The organism is Pseudomonas sp. 22082, assembly GCF_052046055.1.
Classification (GTDB): domain Bacteria; phylum Pseudomonadota; class Gammaproteobacteria; order Pseudomonadales; family Pseudomonadaceae; genus Aquipseudomonas; species Aquipseudomonas pharyngis.
The window spans coordinates 20,374-41,402 of the sequence record NZ_JBQEQB010000026.1 but is presented as its reverse complement, the minus strand read 5'-3'; the positions used below and the strand labels follow the sequence as shown (position 1 = coordinate 41,402).

General features: G+C 62.0%; 13 protein-coding genes and 1 other RNA gene. 11 read left to right on the top strand and 3 right to left on the bottom strand.

All coding sequences use genetic code 11. The features are described 5' to 3' along the window. Positions 1-68 precede the first annotated feature (68 nt). Both xdhB and xdhA read right to left on the bottom strand, forming a co-directional pair. The gene (xdhB, locus tag ACTJK9_RS25235) at positions 69-2,462 is read right to left on the bottom strand and encodes a xanthine dehydrogenase molybdopterin binding subunit (protein WP_085613287.1); all 2,394 of its coding nucleotides are present in this window, start codon (positions 2,460-2,462) and stop codon (positions 69-71) included. After that, entirely contained in the window at positions 2,455-3,909 is a 1,455-nt protein-coding gene (xdhA, locus tag ACTJK9_RS25230; protein ID WP_085613288.1) for a xanthine dehydrogenase small subunit, read from the bottom strand. The genes xdhB and xdhA overlap by 8 nt, the downstream gene beginning before the upstream one ends. Before the next feature lie 266 nt (positions 3,910-4,175). Between xdhA and ACTJK9_RS25225 the strand changes: the two genes are divergently transcribed. From ACTJK9_RS25225 to ACTJK9_RS25195, 7 genes are all read left to right on the top strand, one after another. Next, positions 4,176-4,835 carry a GntR family transcriptional regulator gene (locus ACTJK9_RS25225; RefSeq protein WP_039770022.1) on the top strand — a complete coding sequence of 220 codons (660 nt, stop codon included), beginning with the start codon at positions 4,176-4,178 and terminating at the stop codon, positions 4,833-4,835. A 2-nt stretch (positions 4,836-4,837) separates the two neighbouring features. Continuing rightward, complete coding sequence (gene smc / locus ACTJK9_RS25220; protein WP_440817014.1) at positions 4,838-8,326, top strand: chromosome segregation protein SMC; 3,489 nt, start codon at positions 4,838-4,840, stop codon at positions 8,324-8,326. A 258-nt stretch (positions 8,327-8,584) separates the two neighbouring features. Beyond that, positions 8,585-9,457: a cell division protein ZipA gene (gene zipA, locus ACTJK9_RS25215; RefSeq protein ID WP_440817011.1), complete on the top strand. Its 873-nt coding sequence runs from the start codon at positions 8,585-8,587 to the stop codon at positions 9,455-9,457. 87 nt (positions 9,458-9,544) lie between these two features. Then, positions 9,545-11,902 carry an NAD-dependent DNA ligase LigA gene (ligA, locus tag ACTJK9_RS25210; RefSeq protein ID WP_440817008.1) on the top strand — a complete coding sequence of 786 codons (2,358 nt, stop codon included), beginning with the start codon at positions 9,545-9,547 and terminating at the stop codon, positions 11,900-11,902. A gap of 154 nt (positions 11,903-12,056) precedes the next feature. Next, entirely contained in the window at positions 12,057-13,223 is a 1,167-nt protein-coding gene (locus tag ACTJK9_RS25205; protein WP_440817006.1) for a zinc-binding metallopeptidase family protein, read from the top strand. 111 nt (positions 13,224-13,334) lie between these two features. Next, positions 13,335-13,431, top strand: an RNA gene (ffs, locus tag ACTJK9_RS25200) — signal recognition particle sRNA small type. A gap of 217 nt (positions 13,432-13,648) precedes the next feature. After that, entirely contained in the window at positions 13,649-15,607 is a 1,959-nt protein-coding gene (locus ACTJK9_RS25195) for a hypothetical protein (RefSeq protein ID WP_440817003.1), read from the top strand. Positions 15,608-15,616: 9 nt separating this feature from the next. Here the strand turns inward: ACTJK9_RS25195 and ACTJK9_RS25190 are convergent, their stop codons facing one another. Then, positions 15,617-16,366: a substrate-binding periplasmic protein gene (locus tag ACTJK9_RS25190; RefSeq protein WP_064594714.1), complete on the bottom strand. Its 750-nt coding sequence runs from the start codon at positions 16,364-16,366 to the stop codon at positions 15,617-15,619. A 145-nt stretch (positions 16,367-16,511) separates the two neighbouring features. On the opposite strand from ACTJK9_RS25190, the gene dnaX reads away from it, so the two are divergent. The 4 genes from dnaX to recR all read left to right on the top strand — a co-directional run bounded on the left by dnaX (position 16,512) and on the right by recR (position 20,979). Continuing rightward, positions 16,512-18,602, top strand: coding sequence for a DNA polymerase III subunit gamma/tau (gene dnaX, locus ACTJK9_RS25185; protein WP_440817001.1), 2,091 nt, complete (start codon positions 16,512-16,514; stop codon positions 18,600-18,602). Between the two features lie 67 nt (positions 18,603-18,669). Further along, complete coding sequence (locus ACTJK9_RS25180) at positions 18,670-19,008, top strand: YbaB/EbfC family nucleoid-associated protein (RefSeq protein WP_007951650.1); 339 nt, start codon at positions 18,670-18,672, stop codon at positions 19,006-19,008. A gap of 267 nt (positions 19,009-19,275) precedes the next feature. Further along, positions 19,276-20,310 (top strand): NADP-dependent oxidoreductase, encoded by a 1,035-nt coding sequence (locus ACTJK9_RS25175; protein WP_440816998.1) that lies wholly within the window; start codon positions 19,276-19,278, stop codon positions 20,308-20,310. A gap of 66 nt (positions 20,311-20,376) precedes the next feature. Next, positions 20,377-20,979, top strand: coding sequence for a recombination mediator RecR (gene recR, locus ACTJK9_RS25170; RefSeq protein ID WP_007951652.1), 603 nt, complete (start codon positions 20,377-20,379; stop codon positions 20,977-20,979). Positions 20,980-21,029: the final 50 nt, after the last annotated feature.

Here is a 21,029-nt window from a genome sequence, read left to right as displayed (position 1 = left end):
GTCCGCTGTTCAGGATGCGACGCAGAGCGTCGCGGGCTGCATTCCCACGCAGAGCGTGGGAACGATCATCAAACAACCTCGGTTTCAGCTTCGACGGCTTTCACCGCCTTGAGCTGGCGCATCTGCTCGCAGCCCCACAACACCCGCTCCGGGGTCGCCGGCGCGTCGATCTTCGGTTGATGCTTGTAGTCGCCGAGGCTGGCCACCGCATCCTTGATCGCACACCACGCGGCGATGCCGAGCATGAACGGCGGCTCACCCACAGCCTTGGAGTGGAACACCGTGTCTTCCGGGTTCTTGCGGTTTTCCACCAGCTTCACCCGCAGGTCCAGCGGCATGTCCGCCACGGCCGGGATCTTGTAGCTGGCCGGGCCGTTGGTCATCAGCTTGCCCTTGTTGTTCCACACCAGTTCTTCCATGGTCAGCCAGCCCATGCCCTGGACGAAGCCGCCCTCGACCTGGCCGATGTCGATGGCCGGGTTCAGCGAGGCGCCGACGTCGTGGAGGATGTCGGTACGCAGCATCTTGTACTCGCCGGTCAGGGTGTCGACGATCACTTCGCAGCACGCCGCGCCGAAGGCGAAGTAGTAGAACGGCCGACCACGGGCCTGGCTGCGGTCGTAGTAGATTTTCGGGGTCTTGTAGAACCCGGTGCTCGACAGCGACACCTGATTGAAATACGCCAGCTGGATCAGCGCTTCGAAGGTCAGGATGTGGTCACGCACCCGTACGTGGCCGTTGTGGAATTCCACGTCTTCTTCGCTGACCTTGTAGTGCCGCGCGGCGAATTCGACCAGACGCCGCTTGATTGTCTCGGCAGCGTTCTGCGCCGCTTTGCCGTTGAGGTCGGCGCCACTGGAGGCCGCGGTCGGCGAGGTGTTCGGCACTTTGTCGGTGTTGGTCGCGGTGATCTGCACGCGGTCCATTTCCACCTGGAACACTTCGGCCACGACCTGCGCGACTTTGGTGTTCAGGCCCTGGCCCATTTCCGTGCCGCCGTGGTTCAGGTGGATGCTGCCGTCGGTGTAGACGTGCACCAAGGCACCGGCCTGGTTGAGGAAGCTGGCGGTGAAGGAAATGCCGAATTTCACCGGGGTCAGCGCCAGGCCTTTTTTCAGGATCGGGCTGTTGGCGTTGTAGCGACGGATCGCTTCGCGGCGCTCGGCGTACTGGCTGCTTTCTTCCAGCTCGGCAGTCATCTCTTCGAGCATGTTGTGCTCGACGGTCTGGTAGTAATGGGTGACGTTGCGCTCGGTCTTGCCGTAGTAGTTTGCCTTGCGCACGGCCAGCGGATCGAGATTGAGATGACGAGCGATGGCGTCCATCACTTCTTCGATCGCGACCATCCCTTGCGGCCCGCCGAAACCACGGTACGCGGTGTTCGACGCGGTGTTGGTCTTGCAGCGGTGACCGTTGATGGTCGCATCGCCGAGGTAGTACGAGTTGTCCGAGTGGAACATCGCACGGTCAACGATCGAGGCCGACAGGTCAGGCGAGCAGCCGCAGTTACCGGCCAGATCCATCGCGATCCCGTGCAGGCGCCCGGTGCTGTCGAAGCCGACGTCGTACTCGACGTAGAACGGGTGACGCTTGCCGGTCATCAGCATGTCTTCGACACGCGGCAGGCGCATCTTGGTCGGCTGGCCGGTGAGGTGCGCGATCACTGCGCACAGGCACGCCGGGCTGGCGGCCTGGGTTTCCTTGCCGCCGAAACCACCGCCCATGCGGCGCATGTCGACCACGATCTTGTTCATCGACACGTCGAGGACTTCGGCCACCAGTTTCTGCACTTCGGTGGGGTTCTGCGTCGAGCAGTAAACGATCATGCCGCCGTCTTCGGTCGGCATCACCGAGGAGATCTGGGTCTCCAGATAGAAGTGTTCCTGGCCGCCGATGTGCAGCGTGCCTTGAATGCGATGTTCAGCCGTAGCCAGTGCGGTAGTTGAATCGCCGCGCTGATGGGTGTGGCTGTCGAGCACGAAGTGGCGTTTGCGCAGGGCTTCGACCACGTCCAGCACCGGCTCCAGATCTTCGTATTCGATGATCGCGGCCATGGCGGCCTTGCGTGCGGTTTCCAGATCTTTCGCGGCCACGGCCAGCACCGGCTGACCGACGAACTGCACGTCATCAATAGCCAGCAGCGGATCACCCGGCAGCAGCGGGCCGATGTCTTTCAGGCCCGGCACGTCTTCATGGGTGATGGCGATGCGCACGCCTTCAAAGGCGTAGCAGGGCTGGGTGTCGATGCTGATGATTTTCGCGTGGGCGCGATCCGACAGCCGCGCGTAAACGTGCAACTGGTTAGGGAATTCGAGCCGGTCATCGATGTACTGCGCTTCACCGGACACATGCTTGGCGGCGCTGTCGTGCTTGACGCTGCGGCCGACGCCGGTGGTCAGGTCCCTGGCGAACAATTCAGCCAGTTCAGCTTGAGTTTTCTCTACGCCGTGATGGTTAGACATAAGCGGTCACCCGAGTCTCGATGTGCGGTGTTTGCAGTTCGATGAAGTATTTGCGCAGCAGGTTCTGCGCGCTGAGCAGGCGGTATTCCTTGCTGGCGCGGAAGTCCGAGAGCGGGGTGAAATCCTCGCCCAGCGCGGTGCAGGCACGTTCGATCACAGCGTTGTTGAACGGCTGGCCGAGCAGCACAGCTTCGCAATGAGCGGCGCGTTTCGGGATCGCGGCCATGCCGCCGAAGGCGACGCGGGCGTCGGTGATCACGCCGTTTTCGATGCGCAGGTTGAACGCGGCGCAGACGGCAGAAATGTCATCGTCCAGACGCTTGGAGACTTTGTAGGCGCGGAAGCGCTGCTCAGCGGTGGCGCGAGGGACGATGATCTTCTCGATGAACTCGCTTTCCTGACGCGCAGTGACCCGGTAATCGATGAAGTAATCCTCGAGGGCCAGCGTGCGGCGGGTCTCGCCCTTGCACAGCACGATCTGCGCGCCGAGGGCGATCAGCAGCGGTGGCGAGTCACCGATCGGCGAGGCGTTGCCGATGTTGCCGCCGAGGGTGCCCTGGTTGCGGATCTGCAGGGAGGCGAAGCGGTGCAGCAGTTCGCCGAAGTCCGGGTACTCGGCGGTCAACGCTTCGTAGCAGTCGGAGAGGGCAGTGGCAGCGCCGATTTCGATGCGGTCTTCGAAGGTTTCGATGCGCTTCATTTCAGCGACGTTGCCGACGTAGATCATCACCGGCAACGTGCGGTGGAACTGAGTGACTTCCAGCGCCAGATCGGTGCCGCCAGCCAGCAGGCGGGCCTGTGGATAAGCGTCGTAGAGATCGGCCAGATCGGCCACGGTCAGCGGCACCAGGCAGCGTTTGTCGCCGCTGTTGAGTTCGCCGATCGACGTCGGGGCAATGGCTTTGAGGCGGGCGATGGTTTCCGCTTCACGGGCGTCGAACTGGTCCGGTTGCTTGGCGCAGCAGGATTGTTCGGCGGCGGCCAGGATCGGCCGGTAGCCGGTGCAGCGGCAGAGATTGCCGGCCAGCGCTTCGTGGGCCTTGGCCTGATCCGGTGCATCGCTGTTCTTTTGCAGGGCGAACAGCGACATCACGAAACCGGGGGTGCAGAAACCGCACTGCGAACCGTGGCACTCGACCATGGCTTTCTGCACGCTGTGCAGTTCGCCCTTGTGCTTGAGGTCTTCGACGCTGATCAATTGTTTGCCGTGCAGCGACGAAACGAATGTCAGGCACGAGTTGAGGCTGCGATAGCGAATATGTTCGCGGCCATCGTCATCCGTCTGCAACTCGCCGACCACCACCGTACACGCGCCGCAGTCACCGCTGGCGCAGCCTTCTTTGGTGCCGGATTTACCCACGTGTTCGCGCAGGTAGTTGAGCACAGTCAGGTTCGGGTCCAGGGCGTGCTCGCTACGGAGTTCCTGGTTAAGTAAAAACTGGATCACGGAAGGCCTCGCAGACTCATTATTGTTGTTGAGCGACTTGAGCCGAATTTAGCAGGTCTGACTTTTCGGTCAATGGTTTTCTGACTTAAAGGTCAGGAAAAGCCGTTTTGTCGCTCAACCGCGTGTCTCTTCAGTATTGACCCTCATTGGATCAAGCGCTTTTTTGCGGGAATCGTGCCAAAAACCGCTGTGCGGGCACTCCGCCATGACCGCGCATTGCGCTACACTGCGCCGCTTGTGCAGATCGAAGAGTTTGAAGGACAACCATGACGTTCAAGGCGCCGGACAGCCTCGCCGAGCAAATCGCTCACCACCTCGCCGAACGGATCATTCGTGGCGAAATGAAGCCGGGAGAGCGCATCCAGGAACAGAAGGTCACGCTGGCGCTGAACGTCAGCCGCGGTTCGGTCCGCGAAGCCTTGCTGATCCTCGAGCGCCGTCACCTGATCGCGATCTTGCCGCGCCGCGGCGCGCACGTCACCGAGCTTACGGCGCACAAGGTGCAGAGCCTGTGCACGCTGATGAGCGAGCTGTACATCCTGCTCGGCAACGCCGTGGCCAATGGCTGGCAGACCCAGGCCGACATGGCGCCGTTCGTGCAGATCCAGCAGCGCCTGACCGCCAGCTACGAGCGTCAGGACATCCGCACCTTCGTCGACGACAGCTTCAACGTCATGCGCGCCGCGTATCCCTTCGCCAACAACCCGTACCTGCAGGAAACCGTCGAGAACCTGCAACCGGCCATGAGCCGTGCGTACTTCCTCGCGCTGGAGCAGCGCAAGGCCGAGATGAGCGAGTTCCTCGACCTGTTCGAACGCCTGCTCGCCGCCGTCCTCGCCCGTGACCTGCCGCAGATCCGCATCGTGCTGACGGCTTACGCCCAGCGCAGCTGCGATCTGGTGGTGTCCGCCCTGACGGTTGCCTGACCTTGCGGCTCAAGTGCATCAAGCTGGCGGGGTTCAAATCCTTCGTCGACCCGACCACGGTGAACTTCCCCAGCAACATGGCGGCGGTCGTCGGGCCGAACGGTTGCGGCAAGTCGAACATCATCGACGCCGTGCGCTGGGTGATGGGCGAAAGCTCGGCCAAGAACCTGCGCGGCGAGTCGATGACCGACGTCATCTTCAATGGCTCGACCAGCCGCAAACCGGTGAGCCAGGCGAGCATCGAGCTGGTGTTCGACAACTCCGACGGCACGCTGCTGGGCGAGTGGGCGGCCTACGCGGAGATTTCGATCCGCCGCAAAGTGACCCGCGACAGCCAGACGACTTATTACCTCAACGGCGCCAAATGCCGTCGTCGCGACATCACCGACATTTTCCTCGGCACCGGCCTCGGCCCGCGCAGTTACTCGATCATCGAACAGGGGATGATCTCCAAGCTGATCGAGTCCAAACCGGAAGACCTGCGTAACTTCATCGAAGAAGCCGCCGGCATCTCCAAGTACAAGGAGCGCCGACGCGAGACCGAAAACCGCATCCGTCGCACCCACGAAAACCTTGCCCGTCTGACCGACCTGCGCGAAGAGCTCGAGCGCCAGCTCGAACGCTTGCACCGTCAGGCCGAGGCCGCCAAGAAGTATCAGGAATACAAGGCTGAAGAGCGCCAGCTCAAGGCCCAATTGTCGGCCCTGCGCTGGCAGGATCTGAACGATCAGGTCAGCCAGCGTGAATCGATCATCGGCAACCAGGAAATCAGCTTCGAAGCGCTGGTTGCCGAGCAGCGCAACGCCGACGCCGCCATTGAACGCCTGCGCGACGGTCACCATGACCTGTCCGAGCGCTTCAATCTGGTGCAGGGGCGCTTCTATTCGGTCGGCGGCGACATCGCCCGGGTCGAGCAGAGCATCCAGCACGGTCAGCAACGCTTGCGCCAATTGCAGGACGATCTGAAAGAAGCCGAGCGCGCACGCCTCGAAACCGAATCGCACCTGGGCCACGACCGCACCTTGCTGCTGACCCTTGGCGAAGAACTCGATCAACTGACTCCCGAGCAGGAAATCACCAACGCCGCCGCCGAAGAAGCCGCCGCGGCGCTGGAAGATTCCGAAGCCGTCATGCACGGCTGGCAGGAGCAGTGGGACGCCTTCAACCTGACCGCCGCCGAACCCCGTCGTCAGGCCGAAGTGCAGCAGTCGCGCATCCAGCAGCTGGAAACCAGCATGGAGCGTCTGGCCGATCGGCAAAAGCGTCTCGGCGAAGAGCGGGCGTTGCTGTCGGCCGATCCGGAAGACGCGGCGATCATGGAACTCAGCGAACAGCTCGCCGAGTCCGAGGCCACCCTTGAAGATCTGCAGACCAGCGAAGAAGCCCAGGTCGAAAAACTTGAGCAGTTGCGCCAGGAATTGCAGCAGGCACTGACTGCGCAGCAGCAGGCGCAGGGCGATTTGCAGCGCCTCAATGGCCGCCTCGCATCGCTGGAAGCCTTGCAGCAGGCCGCGCTCGATCCGGGCACCGGTACTGCCGAATGGCTGAAGGAACACAACCTCGCCGAACGCCCGCGTCTGGCCGAAGGCCTGAAGGTCGAGGCCGGTTGGGAGCTGGCGGTGGAGACCGTGCTCGGTGCCGACCTGCAAGCGGTGCTGGTGGATGATTTCGACGGCTTCGATCTGTCCGGTTTTGCTCAGGGCGATCTGCGTTTGCTCAGCCCCGGTAATGACGGCGTGCGCGTGGCCGGTAGCCTGCTGGACAAGGTCGAGGCGCAGGTCGATTTGTCGCCCTGGCTCGCTCAGGTCAAACCGGTCGACAGCCTTGAACAGGCGCTGGCCCTGCGCGGCCAACTGGCTGCCGGGCAGAGCCTGATCAGCCGCGACGGGTACTGGGTCGGTCGGCATTTCCTGCGGGTGCGCCGCGCCAGCGAAGCTGAAAGCGGCCTGCTCGCACGCGGCCAGGAAATCGAATCGCTGCATGCGGAACGCGAAGAGCGCGAAGCCACGGTCGAGGCCATGGAGACTCGCTTGCAGACCCTGCGCGCACAACAGCGGCAGCAGGAAAACGGCCGCGAGCATTTGCGTCGCCTGTTGCAGGACGAAGCCCGTCAGCAAGGCGAACTGAAGGCCCAGTTGTCCGCCGGCAGGGCCAAGGCCGAGCAGTTGAACCTGCGTCGCACCCGCCTCGACGAAGAGCTAGTCGAGCTCGCCGAGCAGCGCGAGCTGGAACACGAAAACATCGGCGAAGCGCGGATCCAGTTGCAGGACGCCCTCGACGCCATGGCCCTCGACACCGAGCAGCGCGAATTGCTGCTGGCCCAGCGTGACAGTCTGCGCGAACGTCTGGATCGGGTGCGTCAGGAAGCCCGCCAGCACAAGGACCACGCGCATCAATTGGCCGTGCGCCTCGGCTCGCTGCGGGCCCAGCATGATTCGACCCGTCAGGCCCTTGAACGTCTGGAAATGCAGGCCGAGCGTCTCACCGAAAAACGTGAACAGCTCAGCCTGAATCTGGAGGAGGGCGAGGCGCCGCTGGAAGAGCTGCGCCTCAAGCTTGAAGAATTGCTCGATAAGCGCATGAGCGTCGACGATGAACTCAAGACCGCCCAGATCGCTCTGGAAGACGCTGACCGCGAACTGCGCGACGCGGAAAAACGCCGGACCCAGGCCGAGCAGCAATCGCAATTGATCCGTGGCCAGCTCGAACAGCAACGCATGGAATGGCAGGCCCTGACCGTGCGCCGCAAGGCCCTGCAGGATCAACTGCTGGAAGACGGCTACGACCTGCACGGCGTGCTCAACACCTTGACTGCCGAGGCCAGCGAGAAGGCTGCCGAAGAAGAACTTGAACGCATCGCCGCGCGCATTCAGCGCCTGGGCGCGATCAACCTCGCGGCGATCGACGAATACCAGCAACAATCCGAGCGTAAACGTTATCTGGACGCCCAGGATGCCGATCTGGTCGAAGCCCTGGAGACCCTGGAAAACGTCATCCGCAAGATCGACAAGGAAACCCGTAACCGTTTCAAAGATACCTTTGATCAGATCAATGGCGGTTTACAGGCACTTTTCCCAAAAGTTTTCGGTGGCGGGCGGGCGTATTTGGAACTGACGGGCGAAGATCTACTCGATACAGGGGTGACGATCATGGCGCAGCCGCCCGGAAAGAAGAACAGCACCATCCATTTGCTCTCCGGTGGCGAAAAAGCCCTGACCGCACTGGCACTGGTTTTTGCGATCTTCAAATTGAATCCGGCGCCGTTTTGCATGCTCGATGAAGTTGACGCACCACTGGATGACGCTAACGTTGGACGCTACGCACGATTGGTCAAGGAGATGTCGCAGACCGTGCAGTTCATCTATATCACCCACAACAAGATCGCCATGGAAATGGCTGACCAGTTGATGGGTGTGACGATGCACGAGCCGGGCTGTTCGCGACTGGTAGCCGTGGATGTCGAGGAGGCGATGGCGATGGTGGATGCCTGAGCCGGCGCTGTCGGAAAAGGTATTTGTAGTCTGTAGGACATATTTACCGGCTTCGACTTGCTGGCCAATCGACATAATCGCGCAAGCCAATGAGACAGACGGTGTAAAGTTGTCTTTGGTCGTGCTAGTTTAATGTCAATTTTTCGTATACGTGGGCAAAACGCCTGTCAGAACATAGAGTTGGCGCCACGTTTTAAAGCGGTTTGCACAGTGTAAACCCCTTATTTTTCAGCATTTTTTATAGAGGCACGGGATTACATGGAAATCGGTCTGCGCGAGTGGCTGATCGTCATCGGCATCATTGTGATAGCCGGTATTCTTTTCGATGGCTGGCGCCGTATGCGCGGCGGCAAGGGAAAACTGAAATTCCGTCTTGACCGAAGTCTGTCCAACCTGCCGGACGAGGACACCAGCGCCGAACTGCTGGGCCCGGCCCGCGTGCTGGATACCCATAAAGAGCCACAACTGGACGAACACGATCTGCCATCGGTGAGCATGCCGGCCCGCGAAGCACGCGAGCCTCGCGAATCCGGTTCCAAGCGCGGCAAGCGTGGCAGCAACGGTCCGGCCCAGGGCGACCTGAACCTCGATCTGGATCTGGACGGCGGCCCGAGCTTCAGCAGCCGCGATGATGATTTTGTCGAATCTGCCGCCAAGTCGTCGCCTGCCGTTGCCGTTGCCGATAAAGATCAGCCGCAAGCCGAAGAAGTGCTGGTGATCAGCGTGATCTGCCGCGACCCGGCCGGCTTCAAGGGCCCGGCACTGCTGCAGAACATTCTGGAAAGCGGCCTGCGTTTCGGCGAGATGGATATCTTCCACCGTCACGAAAGCATGGCTGGCAACGGTGAAGTGCTGTTCTCGATGGCCAACGCGGTCAAGCCGGGCATCTTCGATCTGGACGACATCGACCATTTCAGCACCCCGGCGGTGAGCTTCTTCCTCGGCCTGCCAGGCCCGCGTCATCCGAAGCAGGCCTTCGACGTGATGGTGGCGGCAGCCCGCAAGCTGTCCCAGGAACTGAACGGCGAATTGAAAGATGACCAGCGCAGCGTCCTGACCGCGCAGACCATCGAGCACTACCGTCAGCGCATCGTCGAATTCGAACGTCGCGCCCTGACCCAGAAGCGTTGATTGAAAAGGTTGCCTCGTCATAAAGAGGCAATCGGCAAAATAGATTGAGCAGCCTCGGCTGCTCTTTTGCTTTATGAGAGAACACCCATGACTGCCGCCAAAGACCGCATTCTAGAGCTGCGCGCTGAACTCGATCAGCACAACTACCGTTACCACGTCCTCGATGAGCCGAGCATTCCGGATGCCGAGTACGACCGGTTGTTCCACGAGCTCAAGGCGCTGGAAGCGGCCAACCCGGAACTGATCACCAGCGACTCGCCGACCCAGCGTGTGGGCAGCGTCGCGCTGACCGCGTTCACCCAGGTGCGTCACGAAGTGCCGATGCTCAGCCTCGGCAACGCCTTCGAAGAAACCGACATGCGCGAGTTCGACCGCCGGGTGACCGAAGGTCTGGATCTGCCGGCCGGCGATCTGTTCGGCGGAGGCGCGGCGGTGGAATACAGCTGCGAACCGAAACTCGATGGCCTGGCGGTCAGCCTGCTGTATCAGGACGGCGTGCTGGTGCGCGGCGCCACGCGCGGCGACGGCACCACTGGCGAAGACATCAGCGTCAACGTGCGCACGGTGCGCAACATCCCGCTGAAGCTGCACGGCACGGGCTGGCCGGCGACCCTGGAAGTGCGCGGCGAAGTGTTCATGTCCAAGGCCGGTTTCGAACGCCTCAACGCCTCGCAACTGGAAGTCGGCGGCAAGACATTCGCCAACCCGCGCAACGCCGCCGCCGGCAGCCTGCGTCAGCTGGATTCGAAGATCACCGCCAACCGCCCGCTGGAATTCTGCTGCTACGGCATCGGTCAGGTCTCTCACGACATCGCCGACACTCACATCGGCAACCTCAAACAGCTGCAAGCCTGGGGCATGCCGATCAGCCACGAATTGAAGCTGGCCAAGGGCATTGGCGAATGCCTGGATTACTACCGCGATATCGGCGAACGCCGTAATTCGCTGGCCTATGAAATCGACGGTGTGGTGTTCAAGGTCAACAGCATTGCCGATCAGCGCGAACTGGGCTTCCGCGCCCGTGAACCGCGCTGGGCCATCGCCCACAAATTCCCGGCGATGGAAGAACTCACCGAACTGCTCGATGTGGAATTCCAGGTCGGCCGCACCGGTGCCGTCACACCCGTGGCGCGGTTAAAACCGGTCAAGGTTGCCGGCGTCACCGTGGCCAATGCCACGCTGCACAACATGGATGAAGTGGCCCGGCTGGGCTTGATGATCGGCGACACGGTGATCATTCGCCGCGCCGGTGACGTGATCCCGCAAGTGGTGCAGGTCGTCACCGAGCGTCGTCCCGAAGACGCGCGGCCGGTGCAGATTCCCGAGAGCTGCCCGGTTTGTGGTTCCCATGTCGAACGCACGCAACTGGTCAAACGCAGCAAGGGCAAGGAAACCATCAGCGAAGGCGCGGTGTATCGCTGCGTCGGCCGACTGGCGTGCGGTGCGCAACTCAAGCAGGCGATCATTCACTTCGTCTCCCGTCGCGCGATGGACATCGAAGGTCTTGGCGACAAGAGCGTCGAGCAGTTGGTGGACGAAGGTCTGGTCAGTTCGCCGGCCGATCTTTACGCGCTGAAGTTCGACGACATCGTCGACCTCGAAGGCTTTGCCGAAGTGTCGAGCAACAAGTTGCTGACCGCTATCGAAGACAGCAAGAAGCCGGGGCTGGCGCGCTTCATCTATGCGCTCGGGATCCCGGATGTCGGCGAGGAGACGGCTAAGGTGCTGGCGCGTTCGCTCAGTTCGCTGGAGCGCGTCCAGCAAGCCTTGCCGCAGGTGCTGACGTACCTGCCGGACATCGGTCTGGAAGTGGCGCACGAGATTCACAGCTTCTTCGAAGATGCACACAACCAGCAGGTGATCACCGAGTTGCTGGGCCACGGTTTGCAGATTCAGGATCAGGGCGAGCTGGGTGCCGAGTTTGCCGCCAGCACCACGCTGGGCGGCTTCCTCGACAAGCTGCACATTCCTTCGGTGGGGCCGGGCGGGGCGCAGAAGCTGGCTGACAAGTTCGAATCGCTGGAAGGGGTGATGAACGCTGACTGGCTGGACATGCGCCAGGCATTGCCGGAGAAGCAGGCCAATTCGGTACGCGAGTTTTTTGCCTTGCCCGAGCATCGTCAACTGGCTGAAGACGCCGAAAAGCAACTGCGCGATTTCGGCATGCACTGGCAGAGCGAAAAGAAAGTCGTCGAAGGCCTGCCGCTGGCCGGGGAAACCTGGGTGCTGACCGGCAAGGTCGAGTTGATGAGCCGCGATGTCGCCAAAGAACACCTGGAAAGCCTTGGCGCCAAGGTCGCCGGTTCCGTGTCAGCCAAGACTCACTGCGTAGTCGCCGGGCCGGGTGCGGGGTCGAAACTGACCAAGGCCAACGAACTGGGCGTGAGGGTCATGGATGAGGAGGCGTTTATCGCGTTCCTGAAAGAACACGGTATCAGCGCCTGATGATCGTTCCCCACGCTCCGCGTGGGAATGCCGCCCCGGACGCTCCGCGTACGCTGTGACGCAGAGCGTCACGGTATGCGTTACCACGCGGAGCGTGGGAACGATCTGCGCGCAGGAATGATCTAGTCTTGGCAAGCCCAAGGGAGAGATCGCCATGTACCGCTTTTTCGAGCAGCTCAGTTCCCGCATCGTCGCGCCGTTCATGGGCGAATCCTCGCGCAACAGCAAAGTCTGGCCGTGTCGCTGCGGCCAGTCGCTGTTCTTTCGCAACAGCCAGTGCCTGGCCTGCAACGCGGCACTGGGTTATCAACCGGAGCACAGTCGGCTGACATCGCTGCAACCGGGGCCGCAAGAGGGCACCTGGACGCTGGACGCCGACCCCGACGCTGGCCTGTTCCGTCGCTGCGCCAACCTCGACACCCCGGCGGCCTGTAACTGGCTGCTGCCCGCCAATGATCACGACACCCTGTGCGCGGCCTGCGCTCTGAATCGCACCATCCCCGACCTGTCCGTCCCGGAAAACCCCGAACGCTGGCGCAAAGTGGAAATCGCCAAGCGGCGACTGGTCGCGCAACTGATCAGCCTTGGCCTGTCGGTCGTCCCGAAAACCGTCGACGAAGCCACCGGCCTGGCCTTCGATTTCATCGGCGTCGATCTGCAAGGCAACGCGCCGATGACCGGCCACGCCAACGGCCTGATCACCCTCGACATCGAAGAAGCCGACGACGCCCACCGCGAACGGGTCCGGGCGCAGATGCACGAACCCTATCGCACGTTGCTCGGGCACTTTCGCCATGAGGTCGGGCATTACTACTGGGATCGCCTGATCGACAACGGCCCGTGGCTCGGTTCCTTCCGCAACCTGTTCGGCGACGAACGCGCCAGTTATGCCGAGGCGCTGGAGCGGCATTATCAACAGGGCGCGCCGGCGGACTGGTCGCAGCACTACGTCAGCGCCTACGCCACCATGCATCCGTGGGAAGACTGGGCGGAAACCTGGGCGCATTACCTGCATATGATGGACGCGGTGGACACGGCGCTGGGTTTCGGCATGAGCGCCCGGGAGATGGACCTCGACTACCAGCCGTTTCCGTCGAGCACGCTGTACGACCCCGAACATCCCGGCGGCGCGGCGTTTTTGTCGTTCGTCAATGCGTGGATCGAACTGGCCGGCATGCTCAACGAACTGTCGCGCAGCATGGGCCAGCCGGATTTCTATCCGTTCGTGCTGCCGCCGGCGGCGATTGCCAAGCTGCACTTCATTCATCTGGTGATCCAGCAAGAGGGCGGCCGCGCGGACGAGGTGCTTCAGGCGCAATAGCAAGTGCTTGAAGCCCATCATATTTTTAATCTGCAACGAGCGGTTGTAACTTCGTCTCAGATAGGTACAATGGCGCGGCTCGCCGACAGGTGAGCGTCGTTATGGTGACCCTATCGGTCCCCCCGCAACGATTACCCGTGAACCTGGTCAGAGCCGGAAGGCAGCAGCCACAGCGGGAACATTGTGTGCCGGGGTGTGGCTGGTAGGGTTACCACCTTAACGAACATCGAACGAATCAACACCGAACTGCATGGGTTTCGCCCACTGCGGTTTTTTTATGCCTGCGATTTGACGTTTCGTACCCGAACCCCTGCTCGCGAAGGTGTCGACGCCTCTTCAATCCCGCATACTCGCCACCACCGAAATAAATGAAGAGTCTGGCCAGGATCGACCTTTTAAGGTTTGCGCCCAGGCCGCGAGGTTTTATGCTCCCGGAACATTCCGATCTATCCAGCCCTGTGTTTTTGCCCGTCACGGATGAAACCTGCGCGAACCTGTTGCAGGCGGGTGGCGCAAAAGCGCTCGAAAGCCTGACCGATCCGGAGCTGGCGGCGGTGCTGGTCATCCAGAATCTGGTGCAGACGAAGGAGCAGGATCTCGGCGCCGTGGCGGCAGAGAAAATTCTGGCCAAGCTGTTGGCGTGGGCTGCCGAAAACCGTCAGTCAACGACGGCGGGCCTGCTGTCCGAAGCCCAGCGGCTGTTCGACCCGCGCAAACTGTATTTCGGCCTGAAGGTTCTTAACCCTCTCAACTTGCGTTTTCTGCTGGCCGATGAAATATCGGCACGCGACTACTTGTTGCCCGATGGTCAGTGGGATTTCGAATACAAAGTCCGGCGCCATCGCAGCCATGACCCGTTCAGCCAGCCGATAGTGACGCCCCGTTACCGCGAGCGCTGGTTGAGCCCGGCGCAGGACAAACTGGTCAGGACCTTCCGCGCCAATCTGGACGAAGACCTGCATGTACAAGGCTACGCAGGGATCGGCAAAAGCCATCTGCTGGTGGCGTTGCAGGAGCATCTGCGCCCGGAAAAGACTCTGTTGCTGGCGCGCACCCCGGCCAAGCTCGAAGTTCTTCGTCAGCGCATGGTGGGGCCGAGCGAGAAGAAGGCTGGCAAGACCTTCCTGGCGTTTGCACAGTCGCTGATGCTCGGGCGCAGGCCTCAGGCTGAAGGGGCGACTCGGATCCTCAGTCGCCAGGCGCTGGCGCAGGAACTGAATATCTTCGGCTTTCGCCACCACGACGGGCAGGCGACCCTTGAACTCTGCCTCACGGTGATCGAGCGCTACTGCCGCTTCCGCGATCACACTTTTTCGGCGAAGCATCTTCCACATTTCAACCAGCCGCTCTCCAGCGTGGACGCTCAGGTGTTGCTGGAGTATTCGAGCCGGGTGTGGGGCTATCTCGAACTCAACCCGGCGTGGGGCAGCCAGACCGGGTTCGAAGCGCTGCTGATGATCAAGCGGGCCTGCATTGCTGGTTGCGTGGTGCCGGCGCGCTACACGCACGTGCTGATCGACGAGAGCCAGGATATTCCCGGGTCGCTGTTGCAGATCATCGAACGTGGCCGCCAAGTGCTGATCACCCTCGGCGACGAGTACCAGCAGGCCAGCGGTGTGCCGGTCAAACGGCACCGTGAGGTTCGCCAGAGCGATATCAGCTATTCCGTGCGTTCGGGTCGCAACGTCGAGCGGCTGGTCAACCCGCTGATCGCCCGGCACTCGCAGAAGGGCAAGATACCGTTCGAAGGCGCCAGTGATGCTGACGTCCTGATCAAGGAATATCCAGAAGGGTTCGTGCCGCCCGAAGGCTGCGTGGTGCTGACGGCATCCCCGTGGGACACGATGATCTGGGCCATCCACCTGCACGATGCCAACTGCAAGTTCAGATTCCCGGACAAGCGCACCCAGGATGAACTCAAGCATTTCATGGCCACCGCCATCGAACTGTTCAAACCTGATTTCTACCGCTCCGAATTCAGCGAAAACGGCGTGCATCCGTACTTCAGCGACCTGCCCGACTGGCAGGCCGTGTGCGACGCCAACCGGTTCGACGAGTCGTTTCTGCGGGTCAAGGCCAAGCTGGAAAACGGTTTCATGATTGCCGACCTGACACGCCTGAACCGAATGATCGACAACGCCGGCAACGGCTGCCTGCTGATGCTCGCGGAAGAGGCGGGTGGCATGGAGTTCGACAAGGTGCTACTGACACCGGGGCTGCTGACCAACGAGAAATTCAAGGATGCCTACGCGTTCGATCAGCGGATCTGCGCCGTGTACATCGCTATTTCCCGGGCCAGGCTGAAGCTTTACGTGCCGTACGATGTGGTTGCGTGGGTCGAGTATCACGAGTACCAGCGGTTTCGTGATACGGCGGGGCATTGAGGGTCTGGCTTACGGTTCGCCGCCCGCGCTGCCGGTATACAACCGAATGATGTCATCAATCTCCCCCGACATTTTCATCCGCAGCAACGTCCTCAATATCTGCTGCACCGGCACGTTCGGATCGTTGCGCACATAGCAACCGACCTTCTGTTCCTGCAGCACCGCCACCGCTTGCAGTTGCTGCCCGGGGAGCAGGCGCTGGTTGAACCAGTCCAGGGTCCATTGATTGCTGACGGCGTAGCGATAGCGGCCGGCCAGCAGTTTGTCGAGCACCTGCTCCTGATTGCGCGCGTCTTCGCGCCAGAGTCGGTCGGCGTCGAATATTGGTTGCAGCGTGGGGTAGCTGTAGCCGAGCACGGTGCCGATCGACTGGCGGGGCAGGTGGGCCGGATCGGCGCGGGGTGGTTGGTCCTGACGGCTGATCAGCAGGTCGCGCTGGAAGAACAGCGGCAGACTCCAGATGTAGTCCCCGGACAGGTTCGGCAGCCAGGATTGTGCGGCATAGCAGCGCACGTCGACTTCGCCGTGTTCCATGGCGTTCTGCACCCGGGCGCGGGGCAGGACGTGAAATTGCGCCGGCACGCCGACCTGGGTCGCCAGGCTGAGCATCATGTCGTAGAGAATGCCCTGGGTCGGGCGGCCGCGTTCGATCTGCACCATCGGCATCGCCCAGCTGTCGGCAACGGCGAAGCGCAGTGGCGGTTGCGACGCCATCGCGCTCAGGCTGATTCCCAGTATTGCCCCCACGGCCCACCGCATAAACGCTCCGGTAATTCCCGATCCCGAACCGATAAAAGCCCCTGCCCATGCAGCTTAGCCAGAATAGACGAGCACACCGGATGCAATTTTGCCCTTGCTCCGCTAGCATTAGCCGCTTCTGCTTCCTTTGCCGCGACGGTTTTCGATGAGTTATCAGGTTCTTGCACGTAAATGGCGTCCGCGCTCGTTCCGCGAAATGGTCGGCCAGACCCATGTGCTCAAGGCTCTGATCAATGCCTTGGACAGCCAGCGCCTGCACCACGCCTACCTCTTCACGGGTACGCGGGGCGTCGGCAAGACCACGATTGCGCGGATCATCGCCAAATGCCTGAACTGTGAAACAGGTATCACTTCAAGCCCGTGCGGCGAGTGTTCGGTGTGCCGCGAGATCGATGAAGGCCGTTTCGTCGACCTGATCGAGATCGACGCCGCTAGCCGGACCAAGGTCGAGGACACCCGCGAGCTGCTCGACAACGTGCAGTACGCCCCGAGCCGCGGGCGCTTCAAGGTCTACCTGATCGACGAAGTGCACATGCTCTCCAGCCATTCCTTCAATGCGCTGCTGAAAACCCTCGAAGAGCCGCCGCCCTACGTCAAGTTCATCCTGGCGACCACCGACCCGCAGAAACTTCCGGCAACGATTTTGTCGCGATGCCTGCAGTTCTCCCTGAAGAACATGACGCCTGAGCGGGTGGTCGAGCATCTGACCCACGTTCTGGGCGCCGAAAACGTCCCGTTCGAAGACGACGCCCTGTGGCTGCTCGGCCGCGCGGCGGACGGTTCGATGCGTGACGCCATGAGCCTGACCGACCAGGCCATCGCCTTCGGTGAAGGCAAGGTATTGGCCGCCGATGTGCGGGCGATGCTCGGTACGCTGGATCACGGTCAGGTCTACGACGTGTTGCACGCGCTGATTGAAGGCGACGCCAAGGCGTTGCTCGAAGCCGTGCGCCATCTGGCCGAACAGGGGCCGGACTGGAACGGCGTGCTCTCGGAAATTCTCAATGTGCTGCACCGCGTCGCCATCGCCCAGGCCTTGCCGGAAGGGGTCGACAACGGCTACGGCGACCGTGATCGGGTGTTGGCCCTGGCCCAGGCCTTGCCGGCCGAAGACGTGCAGTTCTATTACCAGATGGGCCTGATCGGCCGCCGCGACTTGCCGCTGGCGCCGGACCCGCGAGGCGGCTTCGAAATGGTCCTGCTGCGGATGCTGGCCTTCCGGCCGGCGGACACGGCAGACGCCCCGAGGCAACCGCTAAAGCCAGTGGGGATCAGCCAGGCCACAGTTGATTCCGCAAACTCAGTGGCTGCCGCGCCGAAACCTGCGCCGGTAGTTGCTGCGGCTGTTGCACCCACACCCGCGCCAGCACCGGCGGTTACGCCTGCTCCCGAGCCTGCACCGGTTGCCCAGGTGATTGTGCCGGAACCCGTTCCTGAGCCAGAGCCAGAGCCAGAGCCGGTTGCCGTTGAGGAAGTTGTCGATCTGCCGTGGAATGACCCGGTAGAACCGGCGCCTGTGCAGCAGCCAGCGGTGGAGCCCGTTCTGGAAACCACCGCCGAACAACCCGATTTGCCGCCAATGCCACTGCCGACCCCGGACAGCGTCGTGCCGGACGCCCCGGAGTGGGCCGCCGCGCCGATCCCCGAGCCGTCAGTAGCCGACGTCGATGCCGCCACGCCGGGCATGGACATGGACGACGAGCCGCCGCTGGACGAGGACTACATCGAGCCGGACATGGATTCGGCCTACAGTTACCTCGACGATCTGGCCAGCGAACACGCTGCAGAACCGGCCCCCGAGCCCGAGCCGGAACCTGCCGCCGCGCCGGCCACCGGTCTGGCCCTGCAATGGCTGGAGCTGTTCCCGCAACTGCCGATCTCCGGCATGACCGGCAGCATCGCCGCCAACTGCACGCTGATCGCGGTCGATGGCGATCACTGGCTGATGCACCTGGACCCGGCCCACAGCGCCTTGTTCAACGCCACCCAGCAGCGTCGCCTGAACGATGCGCTGAACCAGTTCCACGGGCGCACGCTGACCCTGACCATCGAGCTGATCAAGCCCGAACAGGAAACCCCGGCCCAGGCCGCGTCCCGGCGCCGTGCCAACCGTCAGCGCGAGGCGGAGGAATCGATCCACGGCGATCCGTTCATCCAGCAGATGGTGCAGCAGTTCGGTGCGGTCGTGCGACACGATACTATTGAACCTGTCGACGCCCTGGTCAGTCAGGGCTAATAACTGAGGGCGTCCGGCCTGTATGGCCGGGCGCTGTTTTGATCCAAGTACTTTTGAGGTGATTCCCATGATGAAAGGTGGCATGGCCGGCCTGATGAAGCAGGCGCAGCAGATGCAGGAAAAAATGGCCAAGATGCAGGAAGAACTGGCCAACGCCGAAGTCACCGGCAAAGCCGGTGGTGATCTGGTCACCGTGGTGATGACCGGTCGTCATGACGTGAAAAAAGTCAGCATCGACCCGAGCGTACTGCCGGGCCTGGACGAAGACGACCGTGAAGTGGTCGAGGATCTGGTGGCCGCAGCCGTCAACGCCGCTGTGCGTCAGATCGAAGCCAACAGCCAGGCGAAAATGGGCAGCATGACCGCTGGCATGAACCTGCCGGCCGGTATGAAACTGCCGTTCTGATTCGCCTTTGCGGGTTGGATGAGCTACACAAAATGCCAGGCAGTGCGCCTGGCATTTTTGTTTCTGGCCGGTAGAGATGTGTTGGCTGTAATGACGCCTTCGCGAGCAAGCCCGCTCCCACATGGGATTGCATTTNATTTCAAATGTGGGAGCGGGCTTGCTCGCGAAAGCGTCAACACGATTTGCCGGAATAAACATCGAACACCCCACCGCCCCAAGGGTCTGCTTCCTATACCCCCGAATTCATCATTCAAAGGAGACGCTGACATGTCCGACCCTCTGACCCTCAATCAACGCTTCGTGCTGGCCTCGCGTCCGGTGGGCGCGCCGACGCCCGAGAATTTCCGTCTGGAGCGCGAGCCGCTGCCGGACCTTGAGGACGGCCAGGTGTTGCTCAAGACCCTGTATCTGTCGCTCGATCCCTACATGCGCGGACGCATGAGTGACGCGCCGTCCTACGCGGCGCCGGTACAAATCGGCGAAGTGATGACCGGTGGCGCTGTCAGCCGGGTCGAGCAGTCGCGTCATCCGAAATTCCACCCTGGCGATCTGGTCGTCGGTGCCACCGGTTGGCAAAGCCACAGCATCAGCGATGGCCGCAACATCATCCCGATTCCGTCGGGCCTGCCGAGCCCGTCGATGGCGCTCGGCGTGCTGGGCATGCGGGGCATGACCGCTTACATGGGTTTGATGGACATCGGTCAGCCGAAAGAAGGGGAGACCCTGGTGGTCGCCGCCGCTTCCGGCGCAGTGGGCTCGGTGGTCGGCCAGGTGGCGAAGATCAAAGGTCTGCGCGCCGTCGGCGTGGCTGGTGGTGCCGAGAAGTGCAAATACGTGGTCGAGGAACTGGGCTTCGACGCCTGTATCGATCACAAGGCACCGGACTTCGCCGAGCAACTGGCCAAGGCCTGCCCCAATGGCATCGACATCTATTATGAAAACGTCGGCGGTCACGTCTTCGATGCCGTCGTGCCGCTCCTCAATCCCAAGGCGCGGGTCCCGTTGTGTGGCCTGATTGCCGGCTACAACGCTTCGGAAGCGCCGAAAGGCCCGGATCGCCTGCCCATGTTGCAACGCACCTTGCTGACCAAACGCGTACGGATTCAGGGTTTCATCGTGTTCGACGACTACGGTGACCGTCAGCCGGAATTCATCAGCGCGATGGTGCCGTGGGTGCGCGAGGGCAAGGTGAAATTCCGCGAGGACGTGGTCGAGGGCCTGGAGCAGGCGCCTGAGTCGTTTATCGGGCTGCTGGAGGGGCGCAACTTCGGCAAACTGGTGGTGAAGGTCGCCCAGGACTGAGGATTTGACGCTGGCCGGAGGCGCGGGTATAAACCGCGTCTCGTTGTTTTGTCGGACTTTTTCCCCATGAGCTTCAGCCCTTTGATTCGCCAACTGATCGACGCCCTGCGAACCTTGCCGGGCGTGGGTCAGAAAACTGCCCAGCGTATGGCGTTGCAGTTGCTCGAACGTGATCGCAGCGGCGGTACGCGCCTGGCCCAGGCCTTGAGCCAGGCCATGGAAGGGGTCGGACACTGCCGCCAGTGCCGCACGCTGACCGAAGACGATCTGTGCCCGCAATGCGCCGACACCCGCCGCGACGACACGCTGCTGTGCGTGGTGGAAGGGCCGATGGACGTCTACGCGGTCGAGCAGACCGGCTTCCGTGGTCGCTACTTCGTGCTCAAGGGGCACCTTTCGCCGCTGGACGGCCTGGGCCCGGAAGCCATCGGCATTCCGCAATTGATGGCGCGGATCGAAGAGGCGGGCACCTTCACCGAAGTCATCCTCGCCACCAACCCGACCGTGGAAGGCGAAGCGACGGCACACTACATCGCCCAGTTGCTGCAGAACAAAGGCTTGATCGCCTCGCGCATCGCTCACGGCGTGCCGCTGGGTGGCGAACTGGAACTGGTGGACGGCGGCACGCTGGCTCACTCGTTTGCCGGGCGCAAGCCGATTTCCCTCTGAGCCACACAATCTTGTTGAAAACCAAGCAAGCGCTCGGTTAAGTTCGGCGA

Bases quoted from the DNA above. Each gene is read 5' to 3' on its own strand.
- xdhB (WP_085613287.1), bottom strand. From the start codon at position 2,462: ATGTCTAACCATCACGGCGTAGAGAAAACTCAAGCTGAACTGGCTGAA.
- ACTJK9_RS25225 (WP_039770022.1), top strand. From the start codon at position 4,176: ATGACGTTCAAGGCGCCGGACAGCCTCGCCGAGCAAATCGCTCACCAC.
- zipA (WP_440817011.1), top strand. From the start codon at position 8,585: ATGGAAATCGGTCTGCGCGAGTGGCTGATCGTCATCGGCATCATTGTG.
- ligA (WP_440817008.1), top strand. From the start codon at position 9,545: ATGACTGCCGCCAAAGACCGCATTCTAGAGCTGCGCGCTGAACTCGAT.
- ACTJK9_RS25205 (WP_440817006.1), top strand. From the start codon at position 12,057: ATGTACCGCTTTTTCGAGCAGCTCAGTTCCCGCATCGTCGCGCCGTTC.
- ACTJK9_RS25195 (WP_440817003.1), top strand. From the start codon at position 13,649: ATGCTCCCGGAACATTCCGATCTATCCAGCCCTGTGTTTTTGCCCGTC.
- ACTJK9_RS25190 (WP_064594714.1), bottom strand. From the start codon at position 16,366: ATGCGGTGGGCCGTGGGGGCAATACTGGGAATCAGCCTGAGCGCGATG.
- dnaX (WP_440817001.1), top strand. From the start codon at position 16,512: ATGAGTTATCAGGTTCTTGCACGTAAATGGCGTCCGCGCTCGTTCCGC.
- ACTJK9_RS25180 (WP_007951650.1), top strand. From the start codon at position 18,670: ATGATGAAAGGTGGCATGGCCGGCCTGATGAAGCAGGCGCAGCAGATG.
- ACTJK9_RS25175 (WP_440816998.1), top strand. From the start codon at position 19,276: ATGTCCGACCCTCTGACCCTCAATCAACGCTTCGTGCTGGCCTCGCGT.
- recR (WP_007951652.1), top strand. From the start codon at position 20,377: ATGAGCTTCAGCCCTTTGATTCGCCAACTGATCGACGCCCTGCGAACC.